This window comes from Micromonospora sp. CPCC 205546 (assembly GCF_036902715.1).
Lineage (GTDB): Bacteria > Actinomycetota > Actinomycetes > Mycobacteriales > Micromonosporaceae > Micromonospora.
In genome coordinates, this window is record NZ_JBAKHL010000007.1 from 128,768 (window position 1) to 145,883 (window position 17,116).

Sequence of the window (17,116 nt, forward strand, 5' to 3'; positions counted from 1 at the left end):
CCTCCTCAGCTCGGGTTGAGGATCACTGCTGCAACCCCCGGATCAGGTGACGCAGGCTGACCCGCCACGCGTCCTCGGCCTGCGCCGGGGTCATCGCGTCCGGTCCGCCGGGTATCGTGCCGAACGACGTCGGCAGCAGTTCGGGGATGATGACCAGCCCGCAGACGGCGACCACGCCGTCCAGCCGCGCCAGGTCCTCGGGCGGCAGGACGTCCGCGAACGCCGGCCGGACGAGCCGGTCCACGATGGACGGGTCGGCGATCCGGCCGTCGGGGATGTCCAGGCCGCACTCGCGGGCGGTCTGCGTCACCAGTTCGAGGTAACGCTCCACCGGGATGCCGGCGGGTCCGGCGGTCAGCCAGTATTCGCCCTCGCGCAGGTCGGCGTCGAGCACCGCGCGGATCGCCTGCGCGACCATGTCCTGGGGGACGAGGTCGAAGAACGTGCCGGGATGCGCCGGAACGAAGGGCAGCTCGCCGGTCACCAGGTACTCGGCGAGCTGGTGCACGCCCTGGTGCTGACGGATGACGCCGCTACGGGAGTCGCCGATGACGATCGCCGGCCGGACGATCACCGCGTCGATGCCGCTGTCGCGGACCAGCTTCTCGCCGAGGTACTTCGACGTGACGTACTCGTCGGTCCGGGCGGCCGCCTTCTCGGTGCCCAGTCTGCCGCCGCCGCCCTCGTGGCCGTAGCGGGACACGTAGGCGGTGCTGACGTGGACCAGGGGCGCGTCCGCCTCGGCGGCGAACTCGACGACCCGGCCGAGGCCCTCGATGTTGAGCCGGTTCACCTCCGCCTGGTCGGCGGAGAAGTTGACGATGGCGGCCGAGTGGACCACCGCGTCGACCTCGGCGCACAGCTCGCGGTAGGCGCGGCGGTCGAGCCCGAGCGAGGGGGCGTGCAGGTCCAGCCTGACCACCCGGTTCGTGCCGCCCGGCAGACGGCGGTAGGCGGCGGCGAGCACGTCGTAGCCGGAGAGCTCGGCCAGGACGGCGGTGCCCACGACGCCGCTGGCCCCGGTGACCAGGACGGTACGTCGCGTCATGCGGGGGAGTCGCTTCCGGTGACGGGGAACCGCGCGGCCAGGGCGGCGCAGGCCCGCTCGAACGAGGCGACCAGTCGCGTCTCCTCGTCGGCGGTCATGGTGGCGGGTGGGGTCAGCCGCAGCACCGGGTGCGCGTTCATCGAGTGGTTGACGACCACGTCGTTGTCGAGCAGGTCCATCAGGAACTCCGCGGCGTGCATCGCGTCGCGGAACTCCACTGCGATGAGCAGCCCGACGCCGCGTACGTCGGCCACCAGGTGCCCGATCGACCGCAGCGCCCCGGTGATCGCCGCGAGCAGCCGCGCGCCCAGCTCGGCCGCCCGGTCCACCAGCTTCTCGTCCCTGATCACCTCGACCGTCGCGCGGACGGCGGCCATGGCGAGGGGATTCGCGGAGAACGTGGACGTGTGCAGGTAGGGGTCCTTGTCGAACGGGGCGAAGGCCTCCGCGGTCGCCAGGGTCGCCGCGACCGGCACCAGCCCGCCGCTGAGCGCCTTGCCGACGAGCAGGACGTCCGGCCGTACGCCCTCGAGGTCGGCTGCCCACCAGGTCCCGAGCCGTCCCAGGCCGGTCATCACCTCGTCCAGGACGAGCATCGCCCCCCGGTCGCGGCACAGCGCCTCGACCGCCTTGAGATAGCCGGGCTCCGGGATGATCACCCCGGCCTCGCTCTGCACCGGTTCGACGACCACGCAGACGTCACGGTCGACGACGGCGGCCAGTTCGTCCAGGTCGCCGAACCGGACGTGGGTGACCTCGGGCAGCAGCGGGCGGAACGGATCCTGGTAGAGCGCCCGGGCGGTGAGCGACAGCGCGCCGACCGTCTTGCCGTGGTATCCGCTGTGCATGGAGACCAGCCGGTGTCGCCCGTTCGCCCGGGCGATCTTGATCGCGGTCTCCACCGCCTCCGCGCCCGAGTTGGAGAAGTGCACCTTGACCAGGCCCGGCGGCGCCACCGAGGTCAACGCCTCGGCGGCCCGCGCGGCGGGCTCGTTGAGCAGCACCCGGGTGGACAACGCCTGCCGTTCGAGCTGGTCGCGCACCGCCGCGAGCACGACCGGATTGCCGGCACCGACGAAGAACACGCCGTAGCCGGCGCAGTTCAGCAGCTGGCGACCGTCCGCGGTGTGCACCACGGCGCCGGTGGCGCCGACCTCCAGTGGTGTCTGGAGCATGGCGGCGACCCGGCCCAGCCCCTCGCCGAGATGGCGGCGGTAGATCTCGAAGACACTGGAGGACACGGCGGAAGTCTGCCCGAACGGCACCGACCGGACAATGGTCTACTCAGGACAGGCGACGGTGACCGAACAGCCGACCCCTTGAGCATTGTCCAGGGCGTTGACCTTGCTCTATGGTGCCGGGCGTGGACACGTACCGCGAGATCATCTATTCCGTTTCGGACCGGATCGCCACGGTCTCGCTCAACCGTCCCGAGGAGCGCAACGGCTACACCCTGCGGATGGCCGACGAACTCGCCCACGCGTTCGACCGTGCCGACCGCGACGACGACGTCCGGGTCGTCGTCCTGACCGGCACGGGGGAGCACTTCTGCGCCGGGCTGGACCCGTCCGTGACGGAGTTCGACACCCCCGACGACCCCGAGGCCGAGTGGGCGGAGCCGGCGGGGCGGTGCTCGATGCGGATCTTCGCGATGAACAAGCCGGTCATCGCCGCCATCCGGGGCGCGGCCGTCGGCGCGGGCGCCACCATCATCCTGCCGGCCGACTACCGGCTCGCCGCCACCGACGCGCGATTCGGGTACGTCTTCAGCCGGCGCGGCATCTACGCCGAGGGCGCGTCCACCTGGTTCCTCCCGCGGCTGGTCGGGATGGGCTGCGCGCTGGACTGGATGATCAGCGGACGCGCGTTCGACGCCGCCGAGGCGCTCTCGGCCGGGCTGGTGCACAGCGTCCACGAGCCGGAGCACCTGCTCGACAAGGCCTACCAGCTCGCGCGGACCATCATCGCCACCACCGCGCCGGTGTCCGTGGCGGTCATCCGGCAGATGCTGTACCGCACCAGCGCGCTGGACTCGCCGTACCCGGCGCACCGGCTGGACTCCCGGCTCTCCGCCGAGGCGCTGACCAGCGCGGACGCGAGGGAGGGCTTCGACTCCTTCCGGCAGCGCCGCGCTCCCGCCTTCCCCGGGCGGGTCAGCAGCGACCTGCCCGAGTACCTCCCGTGGAGGAACGAATGACACCTGTGGTTGCGGCATGACGCGGGCAGCCGGGCACGCTCCGGAGATCGCCGAACAGATCACCGTCGCGGCATCGGCGGAGACGGTCTACGCGGCCGTCGCCGAGGTGCGGCGGATGGCCCGATGGAGCCCGGAGTGCGTCGCGGTCTGGGTCACCCGGCGCGACGACGGCGGGCAGCCCCGACGGTTCGTCGGCTGGAACCGTCGGGGTCCGTTGCTGTGGTTCACCACCTGCCGGGTCGTCACCGCGACGCCGGGCAGCGAGTTCGCCTTCGACGTCACGACCTTCGGTCAGCCGGTGGCCCGCTGGGGCTACCGGTTCGGCGAGGCCGACGGTGGCACGCAGGTGACCGAGTACTGGCAGGACCGGCGCAACGGGGCGGCCCACCTGCTCGGCCGGATCTTCACCGGGAAGGTGGCGGGCGACCGCCCGACCGCCAACCGCAACGGCATGCGTGAGACCCTGCGCCGGTTGAAGCGGGAGTTGGAGGCGGCCTGAGCCCGGGCAGCGACCGGCGGCGACCAGCGAACGCTAGCGGGGAGCGCTGCCGAAGGCGCTGGAGAGGTACGCCCGGGAGTCGGCGATGGCGCCTTCGATGATGCGGGCCGCCTCGCGGGCCTCCTCGGGCCGGTGCCCGGCCTGCACCTGAAGCCGGAACCGGGACGAGCCGGTCGGGGTCACCGGGAACTCGACCATGAACGCCAGCACCCCCCGGTCGAAGAGCAGGCGGTTCGCCGTGCGCGCCAGCTTCTCGTTGCCGATCAGGAGCGGCACGATCGGCGACGGCTCGCCCATGCAGGTCAGACCCCGGCCGGTCAGCTCGTCGCGCAGGGCGTGGATCGCGGTGAACAGCCGGGCCCGCAGCGCGTCCCCCTCGGCCGAGCGGATGATCCTGGTGGCCTCCCGCACCACCGCGGTCTGCACCGGCGACAGCGCGTTCGAGAAGAAGTGCGAGCCGCCGAACATCTTGATGTACTGCTTCAACGCGGGCGAGTGGGAGGCCACGAAGCCACCGTTGGAGCAGAACGTCTTGGAGAAGGCGCCCATCACGATGTCGACGCTGCCGAGCAGGCCCTGCATGCCCAGCACGCCCGTGCCGCCGGGCCCCATCGCGCCCAGGTCGTGCGCCACGTCGACCAGCAGCGTGGCGTCGTGTTCCCGGCAGACGCGTTGCAGGGTGACGAGGTCCGGCCAGTCCGCGTCCACCGAGAAGAGCCCGTCGGTGACGACCAGGATGCCGTTGCGGGTGTCGGTGGCCCGGATCTCGGTCAGGTGCCGGCGTACCGCCTCGACGTTGAGGTGCTCGTAGCGGACCACGTTCCGGGTGGCCGCCCGCGCCCCCTGCTGGAGGCAGGAGTGGGCCAGCCGGTCGATCAGGACGTGGTCGGACTGCCGGACCAGACCGACGACCGCGCCGAACCCGGCCGCCCAGCCGGTCGGGAAGAGCGTCACGTGGTCGAGGCCGACCAGGTCGCCGAGGGCCGCCTCCAGATCGTCGGAGATGCGGGTGTTGCCGAGCACCATCGGCGAGCCGGCGCTGTGCGGCCCGTAGTCGTGCATCGCCCTGGCCGCCGCCTCCCGGATCGCCGGGTGGGTGTTGAACGACAGGTAGTCCTGCGAGTTGAAGTTGATGCCGCGGGCCCGCCGGCCCAGGTCGTTGGTGATCTGGGCGACGCTGTCCGGTGCCGCCTCCAGCACCCGGGAGTACTGCCACGTCTCCGTACGGCGACGGGCCTGCACCCAGCCGTAGAAGTCCCCGGTGCGGGTCAGCAGGTTGCGCCCGGCGGGCCGGTAGAAGTCGTACGCGTTCTTGTCCAGGGCGTACTCCTCGTCGGGGTCGACGGGGTTGCGCAGGTGGGCCGGCTCCCACATCTCGGTGAGGTCGACGACCACCCGGGCCAGCTCGTCGTCGGCGCCCTCGAGCGACGCGAGGTCGTCCCACGGGATGTGGGTGGCCCAGTTGCGGGTCATCTCGGAGACCTCGGCCGCGGTACGGGCCATGGTCTCGAAGTCCCCGCAGCGTGCCGCCTTGAGGATGATGCCGATCAGTTCGCCGTCTTCACGCTCGTCCAGCTCGATGGTCACGGTGTCGTCTCCCTGGTGGTTCATCAGGCGAAGAGGTTCTGCTGGTAGCTGCGGGAGGTCTCCGCGAAGTCCTCGAAGACCGCGTGGTCGGCGGAGGACTCCTTCGCGGCGTCGTTGAGCAGGAAGAGGTTGGATGCCTGGAAGAACTCCGACACCGGCGCGACGTCGGCGTGCGTGGCGATGAACCGGTCGGTCTCCTGCTGGTTGCCCCGCAACGCGACGAACAGTTGCAACTCGTCGTGCCGGTACGGGCGCATCTCGGCGAGCGTGCAGACGTAGTCGTGGTAGGCGGCGGCGTTCTGGCTGCGCCGGCGGTCCCCGTAGGCGGTCATGGCCTCGTCGACCGACGTGTCACCGCGCAGCCACCGGTCGAGCGCGACGCTGACCAGCTCGGCGTCGCGGAAGGCGTGGGTCATGCCGATCGCGGTGCACTGGTCCTTGGCCGACTCGGCGTCACCGACGAGCACCCAGCCGGGCCCGTGCAGCGGCCGGAGGAAGGCCGACTGGTCCAGGGTGCCGTAGATGCGCTCCTCCCGGGTTCCCTTGGTGCGCACCACGTCGCCCAGCTCCGGACTGACGAAGTCCAGCGCCTTCTGGTAGTTGCCGGGGACGTCGTGGCGGAACTCCCGCGACCACTCACTCGGGCCCCACACCAGGACCATGTTCTGGTTGAAGTTGGTGGGCACCACCGCACAGGCCAGCCGGCCGCGCCGGTGCAGCTGTGGCGGGCCGAGGTCGAAGCCGGACCAGTAGCTCCAGTAGGCGAACGTGCAGCGGGGCCGCTCGTCGTACTTCGGCAACGCGAGGGCGCGGGCGACGAAGGAGTTCCGGCCATCGGCCCCGACCACGATCCGGGCCCGTTCCTCGACCAGCTCTCCGTCGACCGCACGGCCCCGGACGCCGACGACCTGCCCGTCCTCGACGATCAGCTCACGGACGGTGAAGCCGGTGCGTACCTCGGCGCCGGCCCTGGCCGCCGCGCCCACGAGGATCTCGTCGAGCACCCGGCGCCGCACGGACGCACAGCTCTGCACCACGCCCGAGTCGTCGCCGTGCAGGTCCCGGAAGTACTCGCGCAGCAGTTCGACCGGCACCGAGCCGGTCAACGAGATGCCGTCGTTGACCACTTCGACCGTGGTGTGCGCCGGAGTGACCGCCAGGACCTGTTCCAGCAGTCCCCACCGGTTCAGGTAGGACATCCCGTGCGGCCAGAGGAAGTGCGTCGAGATGACGTCGCTGGGAAACGAGGAGCGGTCCACCACCAGCACCCGGTGTCCACGCCGGGCGAGCAGCAGGGCGGTGGACGCGCCTGCACAGCGGGCGCCGATGACGATCGCGTCGTACATGTCGGTCCTTCGTCGATGTGGCAGCGAGGGGCGCAGGCAGCGGCGACGGCGGGAGCACCCGCTCAAGCGGCCCGGGTGCGCGGGTCACCGCAGGTCACCCGGTCGCATCCGACGTCGGGCACCGTTGCCGGTCGCTGTTTCCGCCGCACGTGCCGCTCGAGCCGCCAGGCCCGCCGGAGAGCATAGCCCACGTCCACAGTGGACCGACCAGCCGCGTGACGCCCGTGCCCGCCGACGACGTTCCGGTGCCTCCCGCGTTCGACGCGCTACGGCTGGACTGGCACAAGGGCGGGTGGTGGGTGCCGCCGGGCCGGGCGTGGCGGCTTCCCGAGCCGCAGAAGGCCGCGCTGGTCTGCTGCGGCTACCGCCGACCGATCAGACGGTGGGTGCGGTGTCGTCGCACGGAGCCGACGACGTGCCGGTTGGCGAACCCCCGCGGGCGAGGGCCGAGGAGAGCACGGGTGCTGAATACCAGATCTCCGCTTGCGCGGAGTTCCCGAATCGAACGGAATAGGAGGAAGCGCCCGCATGGCCTCGGCTCTCGCCGCTCACTCAGGGATCAGCTCACTGAGCCGGTCAAGTGTATATGCCTCCGATCCGTCCGGCAGGCCCTCGGGCGCGTCGATGCCGACGAAGGTGACCGGCTCGTCCGGCAGCCGGCCGTTCCACATCGTCACCTCGCCCCCCGCGCGCCAGCGGTCGACGAGGTACGACACGGTGAGGTGACGCCGCTGCATCAGCGCGCGTACCCGGTCGGCCGTGGTGAACGTGTTCCCCTCCACCCGGTTGAACGACGGCATGCCCCGCAGGTACAGGTGCAGCCACACGGCCTGCCAGCCATGCTCGTTCCTCGCGAACACCATCGGCAGCGCGACCCGGCCCTGGCCCCGCAGGTGCGAGCGCGCCCGCACGGTCCGTGCGTCGAAGGGCGCGCCGAGCTGGTCCCGGGCGCGGGTCTGGTATCCGAACATCGACTCGGCGACCTCGTCGAACGACTCGCCCGAATAGATGTTGACCTGGGGAACCACATAGTGCCCGCGGGCGGTCAGCGGCACGTCGATGAACTCGGTCGCACCGTTCGTCGCGTCGGTGACGTCGCCGGAGTGCACCACGCCGTCGTGGCGGTAGTTCGTCCACGACACCTGGCCCGCACTGTGGAACCGGTCGTCGAGCAGCAGCACCGACAGGTCGTAGTCGGTACGACGACTGCGCTGACGCCAGTACGTGAAGAAGCGCAGCAGCTCACCGGAGACCGACGCCCGGGAGCCCCTCGGCAGCACCGCGAAACCCCCCTCGGTCGCCTTGCCGGACAGCGGCAGCGCGACGTCGAGCACCGCCGGGTCGACCATCAGCGGTCGTCGCAGCGCCGGCAGCCGGGCGGTGATCTCGGCATCGAGCAGCGACGACAGCTCGGCCACCAGCCCGGCCGGCAGCGGTGGCCGCTCGTCGGGCCCGACCCACGCGTTGCGGGAGCGGCTCGCGTACATCCGGGCGGACGCGGGCGTCAGCCGGTTGTCGACGTGCTCGCGCAGCGACAGGAGCACCCGGCCCGACGCCGAGCCGAGCGCACCGGTGACCGCCTCGACGACAGCGGTTCGCTCCGACGCCGGCGCCAGCCGCAGCAGCCGGTCGGCGGACCGCAGGAGCAGGCCCGGCGCAGCCGACAGCACGGCGGCAGCCCGCCCGACGGCTCCGGCGCGGATCGCCGCCTCCGCCCGGCCGGCGATGGTGCGCACCCGCCGCTCGCCACGCGCGACCGCGAACACCTCCTGCGCGTGCGGCCACCGGTCGTACTCGTGCGGGTGCAGCCGTTCCCCGAGCCGCTTCCACCGCTCGGCGTGGCGCACGACGTCGCCGAGCTTGTCCGGGCTCGCCCGGACGACCTCGTTCAGCGCGGCCAGCAGCATCCGCCGCTCGGGCCGCCGGAAGGCACGGAACCGGGTGGGTGCCACGAGCGAGGCGTCCCCGCCGGAGACCTGACAGGCGAGGCGCAGCACGTCGGTCGTCGTGTCCACGCCGACCAGCGGCCGGCCGAGGACGAGCCGGATCCCGTTGAGCACGGCACGGTTCTCCCGTACCGGAATCTCGGCGGGCTGTGCGCCGTCGACGCAGGCGACGGCGAGCTCGCCGAGGATCGCGAGGTCCGCCTCGCCGTGGGGCGTCGCGCTGCCGGCCAGCGCCAGATAGAGCCGCGCTGCCTCCACGTCGGCGGCGTCGCCGAGACGCAGCAGGGTCACCCGGTCGCCGGCCGCGGTGATCAGGTCGTCGTGCGCGGCCAGCAGTTCGGCGTAGGTGTGCTGGTAGGCCCCGTAGGCCGGCAGGTCGAGCAGGTTCAGCCCGCCGGACGCGACGGCGTCGCGCAGCTGCGCCTCGGTCGCCGTGCCGCCCCCGGTGGGTACGGCCGCCCGCAGGCGGTCCGTCCAGAACTCGACGGTGTCCGGCACCTCGTCCGGGAATCCGATGAAGTAGGCGTTGTGCTGGACATGGTCGCCCACCAGCTCGCGCACCGCCGAGACGACCGTGGCGGCGAGGTCCATCGCCGGTGCGGGCGCCAGGGCGCCGATGTGTTCCAGCAGCGCCCGCGAGGCCGAGAACCCGACATCGAGCAGCGCCGCGTCCAACTGCCGGGCCACCGGTGCGCCGTCGCCGGCCGTGCCGGCGCTGGCCGGCACGCGCAGGGTCTTCTGGATGATCAGCTTCTCGAACACGTGGGTCGCCGGGGACTCGAACCCCGAACCCTTCGATCCAACAAGGAGAAGGAAGCGCCTCCATGACCGCGCAGGCGGAGGGCGGACGCGCTACTCAGTCGAATGCTCTGCCAATTGAGCTAGCGACCCAGGTGTCGATCATCGCACCGGCCGCGTCGACAGGGCCATCGCATTTCGGGGGCACCTCGCAACGGCTCGAAGGGCTCGATTCGTGGTCAGTCTCCCGGCAGGACGTACCACCAGCCGTCGCCGAGGTGCTGCCCGCCGGCAACCCGGACGGGCGCGCCGAAGAGGTCGACGACCAGGTCCGGCCGGGGCGGCGCGTCGAGGTGGACGTATCCGCCGGCGTCGTCCGGAATGCCGATCCACTGGGGCAGGAACACCACCGGCTTGCCGTCCTGGTGGCCGACGACCGCTGCCCGGCCATTGGTGGACAGGTCCCGAAGGTGCGCCGGGAGGCGCTGGCCGTAGTACTCCCGGGAGGTCCCCACCCGTCCCTCCTGGGCACGGTCGGCGACCGCGTCGAACGCCCAGCGGTGCGAGGCCCAGTACGACGCGGGGTGGAACACTCCCCAGTTGGTGAACCAGACGCAGGCCCCGGCGAGCAGCACCGCGGTGGTGAGCGTCGCCGCAGCGCGTGCGGGGCAGCGGGACGCCACACGCACCGTCAGCGTCAGGGCGATGAGCCACACCGCGAGCTCGAACGGGGGAATGACGAACAGCAGCAGTGAGGCGTTCGACAGGTCTGCGAGTTCGACCCACGCCACCCCGAGCCAGGCCGCCAGTGGACCGATCCAGCCGTACCGCCGCACCGTCGCGGCCGTCCCCGTCCCCGTCCCCGTGTCCGACACGACGACATCATGCCGGACGGCGTGGCGGACACGCGGGAGAGCCGACGTCGTCCGGACGGCTGGGGTCGGCGGCGGAGCCGTCCGACGTCCCGGAAGCGGCGCGTACGCTCACGCCGCCGCGGCGGTCAGCTACCCGGTGCCGAGAGGGAAGCAACCGGCGAACGGGTCGTGGTACGTCCGCCAGGTCTCCTCGCCGTCGGCGAGTTCGGCGTCGGTGAGCAGGCAGTCGGCGAGGGTGCGGTGCAGTTCGACGGGGTCGACGTCGAGGCCGATGAAGACCAGGTGCTGGTGCCGGTCGCCGTAGTAGGGGTCCCACTCGAGGGCGGCGGCGAGCCGGCGCTGGTCGCAGACGTGCTCCCACCGGTCCTCGGGCAGGCTGACCAGCCAGTGTCCGAGGGACCCCATCGCCAGACCCCCGCCGGCGAACTCCCAGGCCACCACCGCGTCGGGCTGGCTGGCCAGCCAGAGGTGGCCCCGGGAGCGGACCACCTCGGCATTGACGTCCTCCAGGACGTCGTGCAGCCGCCGCGGGTGGAACGGGCGGCGGGCGCGGAAGACGACGGAGACCACGCCGCAGTCGGCCTCTGGTTCGTGCGTGCCCAGCGCGAAGCCCTGCAGACCCCGCGCGAGGACGCCGGGGGTCTCCGGCCGGTGCCGGTGGGTGTGGCGTAGCTGGCGGGTGAGGGCGGCCGCGTCGACGAGTTCGCCGTCGACCCGGAAGTGCGCCGCCCACGGCGCCATCCGTCGCAGCAGGACCGCGATCCTGCCGGTCTCGAACTCTCCCTCCCGGGACCGCCCCCAGAGCACCAGGGTGTCGGCGTACTCGATCTGCCGGGCCACGACGTCGGCGAGCGTCCGGTGGTCGTCCTCGGCGGCCTGGATGCCGAGCGTGGCGAGGTCGTCGGTGCTGGCCAGGCCGTCGAACAGGTGCTCGGCGTCGAGGACGGTGACGTACGAGTCGACGCGGACGAGGTCGGTGATCGGTGCGCCGTCGACGAGGTGGTGGGCGCAGGCGGCCGCGACGGCCTCGGGTTCCACCACCTCGGGCAGCATCAGCACCAGGTCGTGACCCGGATTGTCCCGGGCGAGCCGGAGCAGGGTGGGCAGCACGTCCTGGCGCAGCGTGCAGGAGGCGCAGCCGTGCGCCAGGTCGACCTGCTCGTCCTCGACGATGCCGGCGCCGGTGCGGACCACCCGGCGGATGACGCCGTCCCGGATCCCGGTGAGGTCGTGACGCACCAGCAGCAACGACGGGTCGGCGGCGAGCAGCGCACGGGCGGCGGCGAAGGTCGCCGCCGGCCAGAACCCGGACAGCACGGTCAGCGACGGGCGGGTGCCGACGTCGGTTGCCGCGTCGTGGACGGGGGCGTGTGGGGACGACGACATCATGATCCTCTCGACTTTGTTGAAAACGATTGTCATTCTAGTCGGGCGGCGGCTGTCGGCGCGAGCCCCGGCGTCGCAGGGGTGGCGCGTGCGACCCGGCGCGGGTCTGCCCGAACGGGTGATGTAGAAATGAAAACCGTTGTCGTTACCGTGACGACCTGAGCAAGGAGCGATCACTGTGTCCAGACGTTGTGACGTCACCGGCGCGCGACCGAGTTTCGGCAACGCCGTGTCCCACTCCCACCGGCGCACCCGCCGCCGGTGGAACCCCAACCTGCAGAACCACCGCTACTGGCTGCCGTCGCAACGGCGGTGGGTCAGCCTGACCCTGACGGCCAAGGCCCTCAAGACCGTCGACCGCAAGGGCGTCGAGCGGGTGGTCGCCGAACTGCGCGGCAGGGGAGTGAAGCTCTGATGGCCCGGCAGACCGACGTGCGCCCGATCGTTCGGCTGCGCAGCACCGCCGGCACCGGCTACACGTACGTGACCCGCAAGAACCGCCGCAACGACCCGGACCGGCTGGTGCTGCGCAAGTACGACCCGGTCGTGCGCCGGCACGTCGAGTTCCGCGAGGCGCGCTGATGGCCCGCAGGAGCCTCGGCCGTCGGCAGGCGCGCCGCGAGGTTCTCGTCGCCCGGCACGCCGGGACGAGGACGGAGCTGAAGCGGGCGGTCAGCCACCCGGACACCGACCCGGACGTACGCGTTGGGGCGGCGCGACGGCTCAGCCGCCTGCCCCGCGACTCCAGCCCCGTGCGACTGCGCTCCCGCGACCAGATCGACGGCCGCCCACGTGGCGTGCTGTCCCGGTTCGGGCTGTCCCGGGTCCGGTTCCGCGAGCTGGCCCTGCGGGGCGAGCTGCCCGGGGTGCGCAAGGCGTCGTGGTGACGTCGGCGGTCGCCGCCCGCGACCCGGAAGCCACCGTCCGCACCGCCGTCGGCCGGCGCGCGGAGCGGGAAGCCCGGGGCCGCCTCGGCCCGGGCCACATGCACCACCGCGCGCAGGGGCGCGCGGTGTGGAAAGGGGAGGAATGATTGCGACTCTGAGGGCTCGCGGTTTCGCGGCCCTGGCCGTCGGGGCGGTGGTGGTCGCCGGCACGGTGCTGGCTCCCACCGCCGCCGTCGCGGCCGAGAAGGTGGTGCTGTCCAAGGGGCACACCGACGCGTTGGACGTGCGCTACGAGGACGGCGCGCTGTCGTTGAAGGTCAACGACGACACGGTCAGTCCCTCGGTGACGCGCGATCCCGCGGACGTCACGTTCCAGGTCCTGCCCGACGCGGCCATGGCCGTACCGGACGACCCCCGCTTCGCCTTCCTCGGAACGGCGGGCAGCCAGGTCTGGCTGCTGCCACTGACCCAGGATCCGGATCTGCTCTGGCCCGGCTGGAACACCACCGCCCTCGACTCCGGGGTGTTCCAGGGCGACAAGGTGCGGCTGAGCCTTCTCGACGTGCGCGGGCCCGGCGACGTCACGCTGTTCACCCAGGACTCGTTCGGCGGACCGATCGTCAAGTTCCGCGGCGACGACGGGCTACCCGACGCGATCGACGTCCCGGTGCACACCCACGCGCACTCGAACCGGGCGTTCGGCGCGCTGGGCAGCTACACCCTGAAGTTCCAGGCCGACGCGACGCTGACCAACGGCACCACGGTCAGCACCGGGCCGGTCGACTACTCCTTCGTCGTCGGCGAACTGCCCGGCAGCGCACCGGAGGTCGGCCTGTCGGTCAGCGGCATGGCGGGCGGCTACCAGCCCAACGACACCGTCACGCTCAACGCGGTGCAGACACCGCAGACCGAACTGGACCACTACCACTGGTTCAGCAAGTGCCCCGGCGCGGCCGACTGGAGCATCATCGCGGGCGAGGCGGGCGTGAGCTACTCCTTCACCGCGACGCGCGAGCTGGACGCCTGCCAGTACGTGGCCAAGCTCTACGACGACGACCACACCGTCGCCGCGACGAGCGAACCGGTCACCCTCCGGGTGACGTCACCGCCGGAGGGCCCGGGCACCTCCCAGAGCATCACCGCGTCGATCGACGAGACGCAGGGCGCGCTGGTGATCAGCGTCGACCCCGAGGACCGGGCCGTGGTGCTGCCGGCCGCGCAGCTCACCGCCGGCGGCGACCGGTGGGAGAGCGACGGTGAGCTGCGACCGGTGACGGTGACCGACACCCGCGCCGGTCAGCCGGGGTGGAGCGCGTCCGGGCAGCTCCCGGCTGACTTCACCGCGGCGGACGGGGCGTCCTTCAGCGCCGGGCACCTCGGCTGGAGCCCTCGAATCCTCGCCCAGGGGTCCGGTCAGGGCGTGCTCGCCGGTCCGACGGTGACGCCGCACGTCGCCGGGGCCGGCGGCGGTCTGGGCGACAGCGCCCTGCTGGGCTCGGCGCCCGACGGAGCCGGGCGGGGCACCGCACAACTCGGCGCGGGCCTGCGACTGAGCCTGCCCACCGAGACGGCCGCGGGAACCTACACCGCGACCCTCACCCTCACCGCGATCTGATCGCCCGGACCCGGCCGGCGGCGCGGCGCTGAACGGCGCCGCCGGCCGGTCGCGGGGTGGGCGGGGGCCGTAGCCGCGCCCGCCCACCCCGCACCTCCACTCGCACCCACAGGAAACGGACACCGTCCCCACCATGCGCCTGCTCGCCGCCATCGCCACCGGCATCGCCCTGCTCGGCGCGGCGCCGCCCGCCTCCGCGCCACCGGCTCCCTCCGCCGTGACCTGGGGGGTGGCCCCGTCGAGCGCGAACGGCCCGAACGGTCGCCCGGCGTTCACCTACAAGCTCGACCCCGGCGCCACCCTGACCGACCACGTCGCCGTGACCAACCACTCACCACGCCCGCTCACCCTGAGCCTCTACGCCAGTGACGCGTTCACCACCGCGCAGGGCGGGTTCGACCTGCTGGCCGGCGCTCGACAGCCCACCGACGTCGGCTCCTGGGTCCGCCTCACCCGCCGCACCCTGACCATCCCGGCGACGTCCCGCCTCGACGTCCCGTTCACGCTCGCCGTGCCGCGCGACGCCACACCCGGCGACCACGCCGGGGGGATCGTCGCCTCGCTCGCCGCCACCACGCCCGACGCGCAGGGCAACCAGGTCGCGGTCGACCACCGCGTCGGCGCGCGGATCCACCTGCGGGTGACCGGTGAGCTGCGACCGGCGCTGACCGTCGAGGACCTTCGGGTGCGGCACACCGGCTCGCCCCACCCCTTCGCCGGGGGCACGCTCACCGTCACCCTGACCGTCCGCAACACCGGAAACGTGCGGCTCGTCGGGCGGCCCACCCTCCGCGCGACCGGCCCGTTCGGCCTCGGGCGACGGTCCGTGGACGCGGCCGCCCTGCCGGAGATCCTGCCCGGCGGCGAACTCACCACCACCGTACGCATGACCGGTGTTGCACCGCTGTTCCGGCTGACCGCGACCGCCGCCGTCACACCGGCAGCCGTGGGCGACCAGGTCCTCGACCCGCCGCCGGCCGTCGACGCGGCACGGGCCTCCGTCTGGGCGGTGCCCTGGTCGCAGTCGGCACTGGCGGCCCTGCTCGTCCTCGCCGGCTGGGCGCTGGTCGCCACCCGTCGGCGGCGGGCGCGGCAGATCGTGCGGGCGGTGGCCGCGGCCCGCGAGGAGGGCCGGGCACAGGCCGGCCGGGCGGCCGGGAACGGGCCGGACGGGCAGGACGACCCCGGTACCGATGCGGCGCCACGGCCCGGCGGCCGGATGACGCCCGACCGCCCGACGCCGGACGCGGACCGTTCCGGACAGGGCCACGACGACGAACGACCGGACACCGACCGTACGGGAAAGGACGAGAACGTGACACCGCGCCGCCTGGAGAACGACCGATGAGACTGCGAAGCACGCGCGCCGGCGCCGCCGGCCTTGCCCTGGCCGTACTGGTGCTGGCCGCGGGGGCGACCCCCGCGGCGGCGGAACCGGGCGCCGTCACCGTGGCCGGCGCGGACCTGGTCTCCGTGGCCCTCGACGGCGACGCGATGTCGCTGCGCTTCCGCGACGCCGCGCAGGCCGCCCGCGACGCGGCAGGGCACGACCCGGCAGAGGTGGTGCTCGGCCCGGACGGTGGCCTCGCCGGTCGGGTACCGCCCGGCGAGGCCCTCGCCTTCCTCGGGCCGCCGGGGAAGGCCGTGTGGTCGCTCGCCGCCGGCGACACCGGGTTCCCGGCCCTGGACACCACGGGGGTACGCACCGGCGCCGTCACCGGCGACACGGTCACCCTCACCCTGCGCGCGGTCGAGGGACCGGGCGCCTTCACCGCCTACACGCTCTCCGGTCCGGGCACCGCGCCGATCCTCGGCAGCGGTCCGGCCCTGCGACGGTCGGTGCACCTGCCGGTGGGCACGCGTACCGGCGGCGCGGTCTGGGCCTTCGACGCGGCCGGCGACTACCGGCTCACCCTGACCGCCTCGGCCGGACTGCCGTCGGGCAGGACGGTGCGTACGGAGGCGACCTACCGGGTGCGCGTCCCCGCGATCAGGCCGGTCGAGTCGCCAGCGCCGAAGCAGGCGGCGCCGCTCGGCGGACAGCCGGCACCTCGGGCACTCGCGGCACCCGCGCCCACGCCCCCCGCCCCGGAGCCGGCCAGCGCGCCGACGTCGGCCAGCGCGCCGAAGCCCGCAGCCGCGGGCGCGCGGGCGGCGGCGAGGGCGGCGAACGGCGCCCGGCAGGTGATCGCCGACGGGCACGTCGACATGGGCCCGCAACTGAGCGGAGACGCCTGGACGATCCGGATCAAGGACGACCGGAGCAGCCCTCCGGCCTGGCGGGAGACCGCCGACGTGGTGCTGCACGTCAAGGACCGGGCGAAGATGACGGTGCCCGCCGGCGCCGACTTCCTCGGCAGGCAGGGCGACACCGTGTGGCTGCTGCCGCAGTCGCAGCAGGCGGGCGTCGTCTGGCCGGGCTGGAACACCCAGCACCAGTCCGTCGTGTCCGGCGTCGAGGGCGACGTCACCTGGACCCTGAAGGGAGTCGACGGACCCGGCCGCTTCGCCCTCTTCCTCACCGGCTCGTTCGGCAAGGCCGACGTGCTGTTCGACTCCGCCAAGGCGTTCCCGCAGAAGCTGGACATCCCGCTCAACACCCACGCGCACGGCAACTGGGCGTTCGACAAGCCCGGCCTGTACCGCCTCGCGGTGCAGATGAGCGGCACCACCACCGCCGGCCGGGCGGTCACCGACACGAAGACGCTCACCATCGCCGTCGGCGACAGCACCGACCCGACCGGCGGTTTCGGCCCCGGGACCGGTGGCGGCGCCGACGGTGCGGGCGACGGTGACGCCGGTACGGCCGGGCCCGGCGGCGGACCCCTGCCGCGTACCGGGGCCGGCTGGGTGCTGACGGCCGGGGCGGGTGGCGCCGTGCTCGTGGCCGTCGGGGTCCTGCTGGTGCTGCTGACCCGCCACCGCCGTGGCGGCCCCGCCGACGCCGGGCAGACCGCGTGACGGCGGCAGCGCGGGAGCGGCGTACGCGCGC

At 73.0% G+C, this 17,116-nt stretch carries 15 protein-coding genes and 1 tRNA gene; 8 read left to right on the forward strand and 8 right to left on the reverse strand.

Annotation, left to right across the window (positions count from 1 at the left end):
- Positions 1 to 22: 22 nt before the first annotated feature.
- Both V6U77_RS06335 and V6U77_RS06340 read right to left on the reverse strand, forming a co-directional pair.
- Positions 23 to 1,048: an SDR family oxidoreductase gene (locus tag V6U77_RS06335; protein WP_334605248.1), complete on the reverse strand. Its 1,026-nt coding sequence runs from the start codon at positions 1,046 to 1,048 to the stop codon at positions 23 to 25.
- A complete protein-coding gene (locus V6U77_RS06340) occupies positions 1,045 to 2,289 on the reverse strand; it encodes an aspartate aminotransferase family protein (RefSeq protein ID WP_334605249.1) in 1,245 nt (414 codons plus the stop codon). Before V6U77_RS06340 ends, V6U77_RS06335 begins: the two co-directional genes overlap by 4 nt.
- A 122-nt stretch (positions 2,290 to 2,411) precedes the next feature.
- On the opposite strand from V6U77_RS06340, the gene V6U77_RS06345 reads away from it, so the two are divergent.
- Complete coding sequence (locus V6U77_RS06345) at positions 2,412 to 3,245, forward strand: enoyl-CoA hydratase-related protein (protein WP_334605250.1); 834 nt, start codon at positions 2,412 to 2,414, stop codon at positions 3,243 to 3,245.
- Positions 3,246 to 3,261: 16 nt separating this feature from the next.
- Entirely contained in the window at positions 3,262 to 3,744 is a 483-nt protein-coding gene (locus V6U77_RS06350; RefSeq protein WP_334605251.1) for an SRPBCC family protein, read from the forward strand.
- A 33-nt stretch (positions 3,745 to 3,777) separates the two neighbouring features.
- Here the strand turns inward: V6U77_RS06350 and V6U77_RS06355 are convergent, their stop codons facing one another.
- The 6 genes from V6U77_RS06355 to V6U77_RS06380 form a co-directional block, all read right to left on the reverse strand.
- Positions 3,778 to 5,331: an aminotransferase class I/II-fold pyridoxal phosphate-dependent enzyme gene (locus tag V6U77_RS06355; RefSeq protein WP_334605252.1), complete on the reverse strand. Its 1,554-nt coding sequence runs from the start codon at positions 5,329 to 5,331 to the stop codon at positions 3,778 to 3,780.
- Positions 5,332 to 5,354: 23 nt separating this feature from the next.
- Positions 5,355 to 6,677, reverse strand: coding sequence for an NAD(P)/FAD-dependent oxidoreductase (locus V6U77_RS06360; RefSeq protein ID WP_334605253.1), 1,323 nt, complete (start codon positions 6,675 to 6,677; stop codon positions 5,355 to 5,357).
- Positions 6,678 to 7,225: 548 nt separating this feature from the next.
- Positions 7,226 to 9,385 (reverse strand): hypothetical protein, encoded by a 2,160-nt coding sequence (locus V6U77_RS06365; protein WP_334605254.1) that lies wholly within the window; start codon positions 9,383 to 9,385, stop codon positions 7,226 to 7,228.
- A gap of 1 nt (position 9,386) precedes the next feature.
- Positions 9,387 to 9,514, reverse strand: a tRNA-OTHER gene (locus V6U77_RS06370).
- Positions 9,515 to 9,600: 86 nt separating this feature from the next.
- Positions 9,601 to 10,236, reverse strand: coding sequence for a hypothetical protein (locus tag V6U77_RS06375; RefSeq protein ID WP_334605255.1), 636 nt, complete (start codon positions 10,234 to 10,236; stop codon positions 9,601 to 9,603).
- A gap of 129 nt (positions 10,237 to 10,365) precedes the next feature.
- Positions 10,366 to 11,622, reverse strand: coding sequence for a CobW family GTP-binding protein (locus V6U77_RS06380; protein ID WP_334605256.1), 1,257 nt, complete (start codon positions 11,620 to 11,622; stop codon positions 10,366 to 10,368).
- Positions 11,623 to 11,800: 178 nt separating this feature from the next.
- On the opposite strand from V6U77_RS06380, the gene rpmB reads away from it, so the two are divergent.
- The 6 genes from rpmB to V6U77_RS06410 all read left to right on the forward strand — a co-directional run bounded on the left by rpmB (position 11,801) and on the right by V6U77_RS06410 (position 17,085).
- On the forward strand, positions 11,801 to 12,037 hold the full coding sequence (rpmB, locus tag V6U77_RS06385; protein ID WP_334605257.1) for a 50S ribosomal protein L28: 237 nt from the start codon (positions 11,801 to 11,803) through the stop codon (positions 12,035 to 12,037).
- Complete coding sequence (rpmG, locus tag V6U77_RS06390) at positions 12,037 to 12,204, forward strand: 50S ribosomal protein L33 (RefSeq protein WP_013287204.1); 168 nt, start codon at positions 12,037 to 12,039, stop codon at positions 12,202 to 12,204. Before rpmB ends, rpmG begins: the two co-directional genes overlap by 1 nt.
- Positions 12,204 to 12,509, forward strand: a complete 306-nt coding sequence (rpsN, locus tag V6U77_RS06395) for a 30S ribosomal protein S14 (RefSeq protein ID WP_334605258.1) — start codon at positions 12,204 to 12,206, stop codon at positions 12,507 to 12,509. Before rpmG ends, rpsN begins: the two co-directional genes overlap by 1 nt.
- Before the next feature lie 142 nt (positions 12,510 to 12,651).
- Positions 12,652 to 14,124 carry a choice-of-anchor M domain-containing protein gene (locus V6U77_RS06400; protein ID WP_334605259.1) on the forward strand — a complete coding sequence of 491 codons (1,473 nt, stop codon included), beginning with the start codon at positions 12,652 to 12,654 and terminating at the stop codon, positions 14,122 to 14,124.
- Between the two features lie 133 nt (positions 14,125 to 14,257).
- Positions 14,258 to 15,472: a WxL protein peptidoglycan domain-containing protein gene (locus V6U77_RS06405; RefSeq protein WP_334605260.1), complete on the forward strand. Its 1,215-nt coding sequence runs from the start codon at positions 14,258 to 14,260 to the stop codon at positions 15,470 to 15,472.
- On the forward strand, positions 15,469 to 17,085 hold the full coding sequence (locus V6U77_RS06410) for a TIGR03773 family transporter-associated surface protein (RefSeq protein ID WP_334605261.1): 1,617 nt from the start codon (positions 15,469 to 15,471) through the stop codon (positions 17,083 to 17,085). The genes V6U77_RS06405 and V6U77_RS06410 overlap by 4 nt, the downstream gene beginning before the upstream one ends.
- Positions 17,086 to 17,116: the final 31 nt, after the last annotated feature.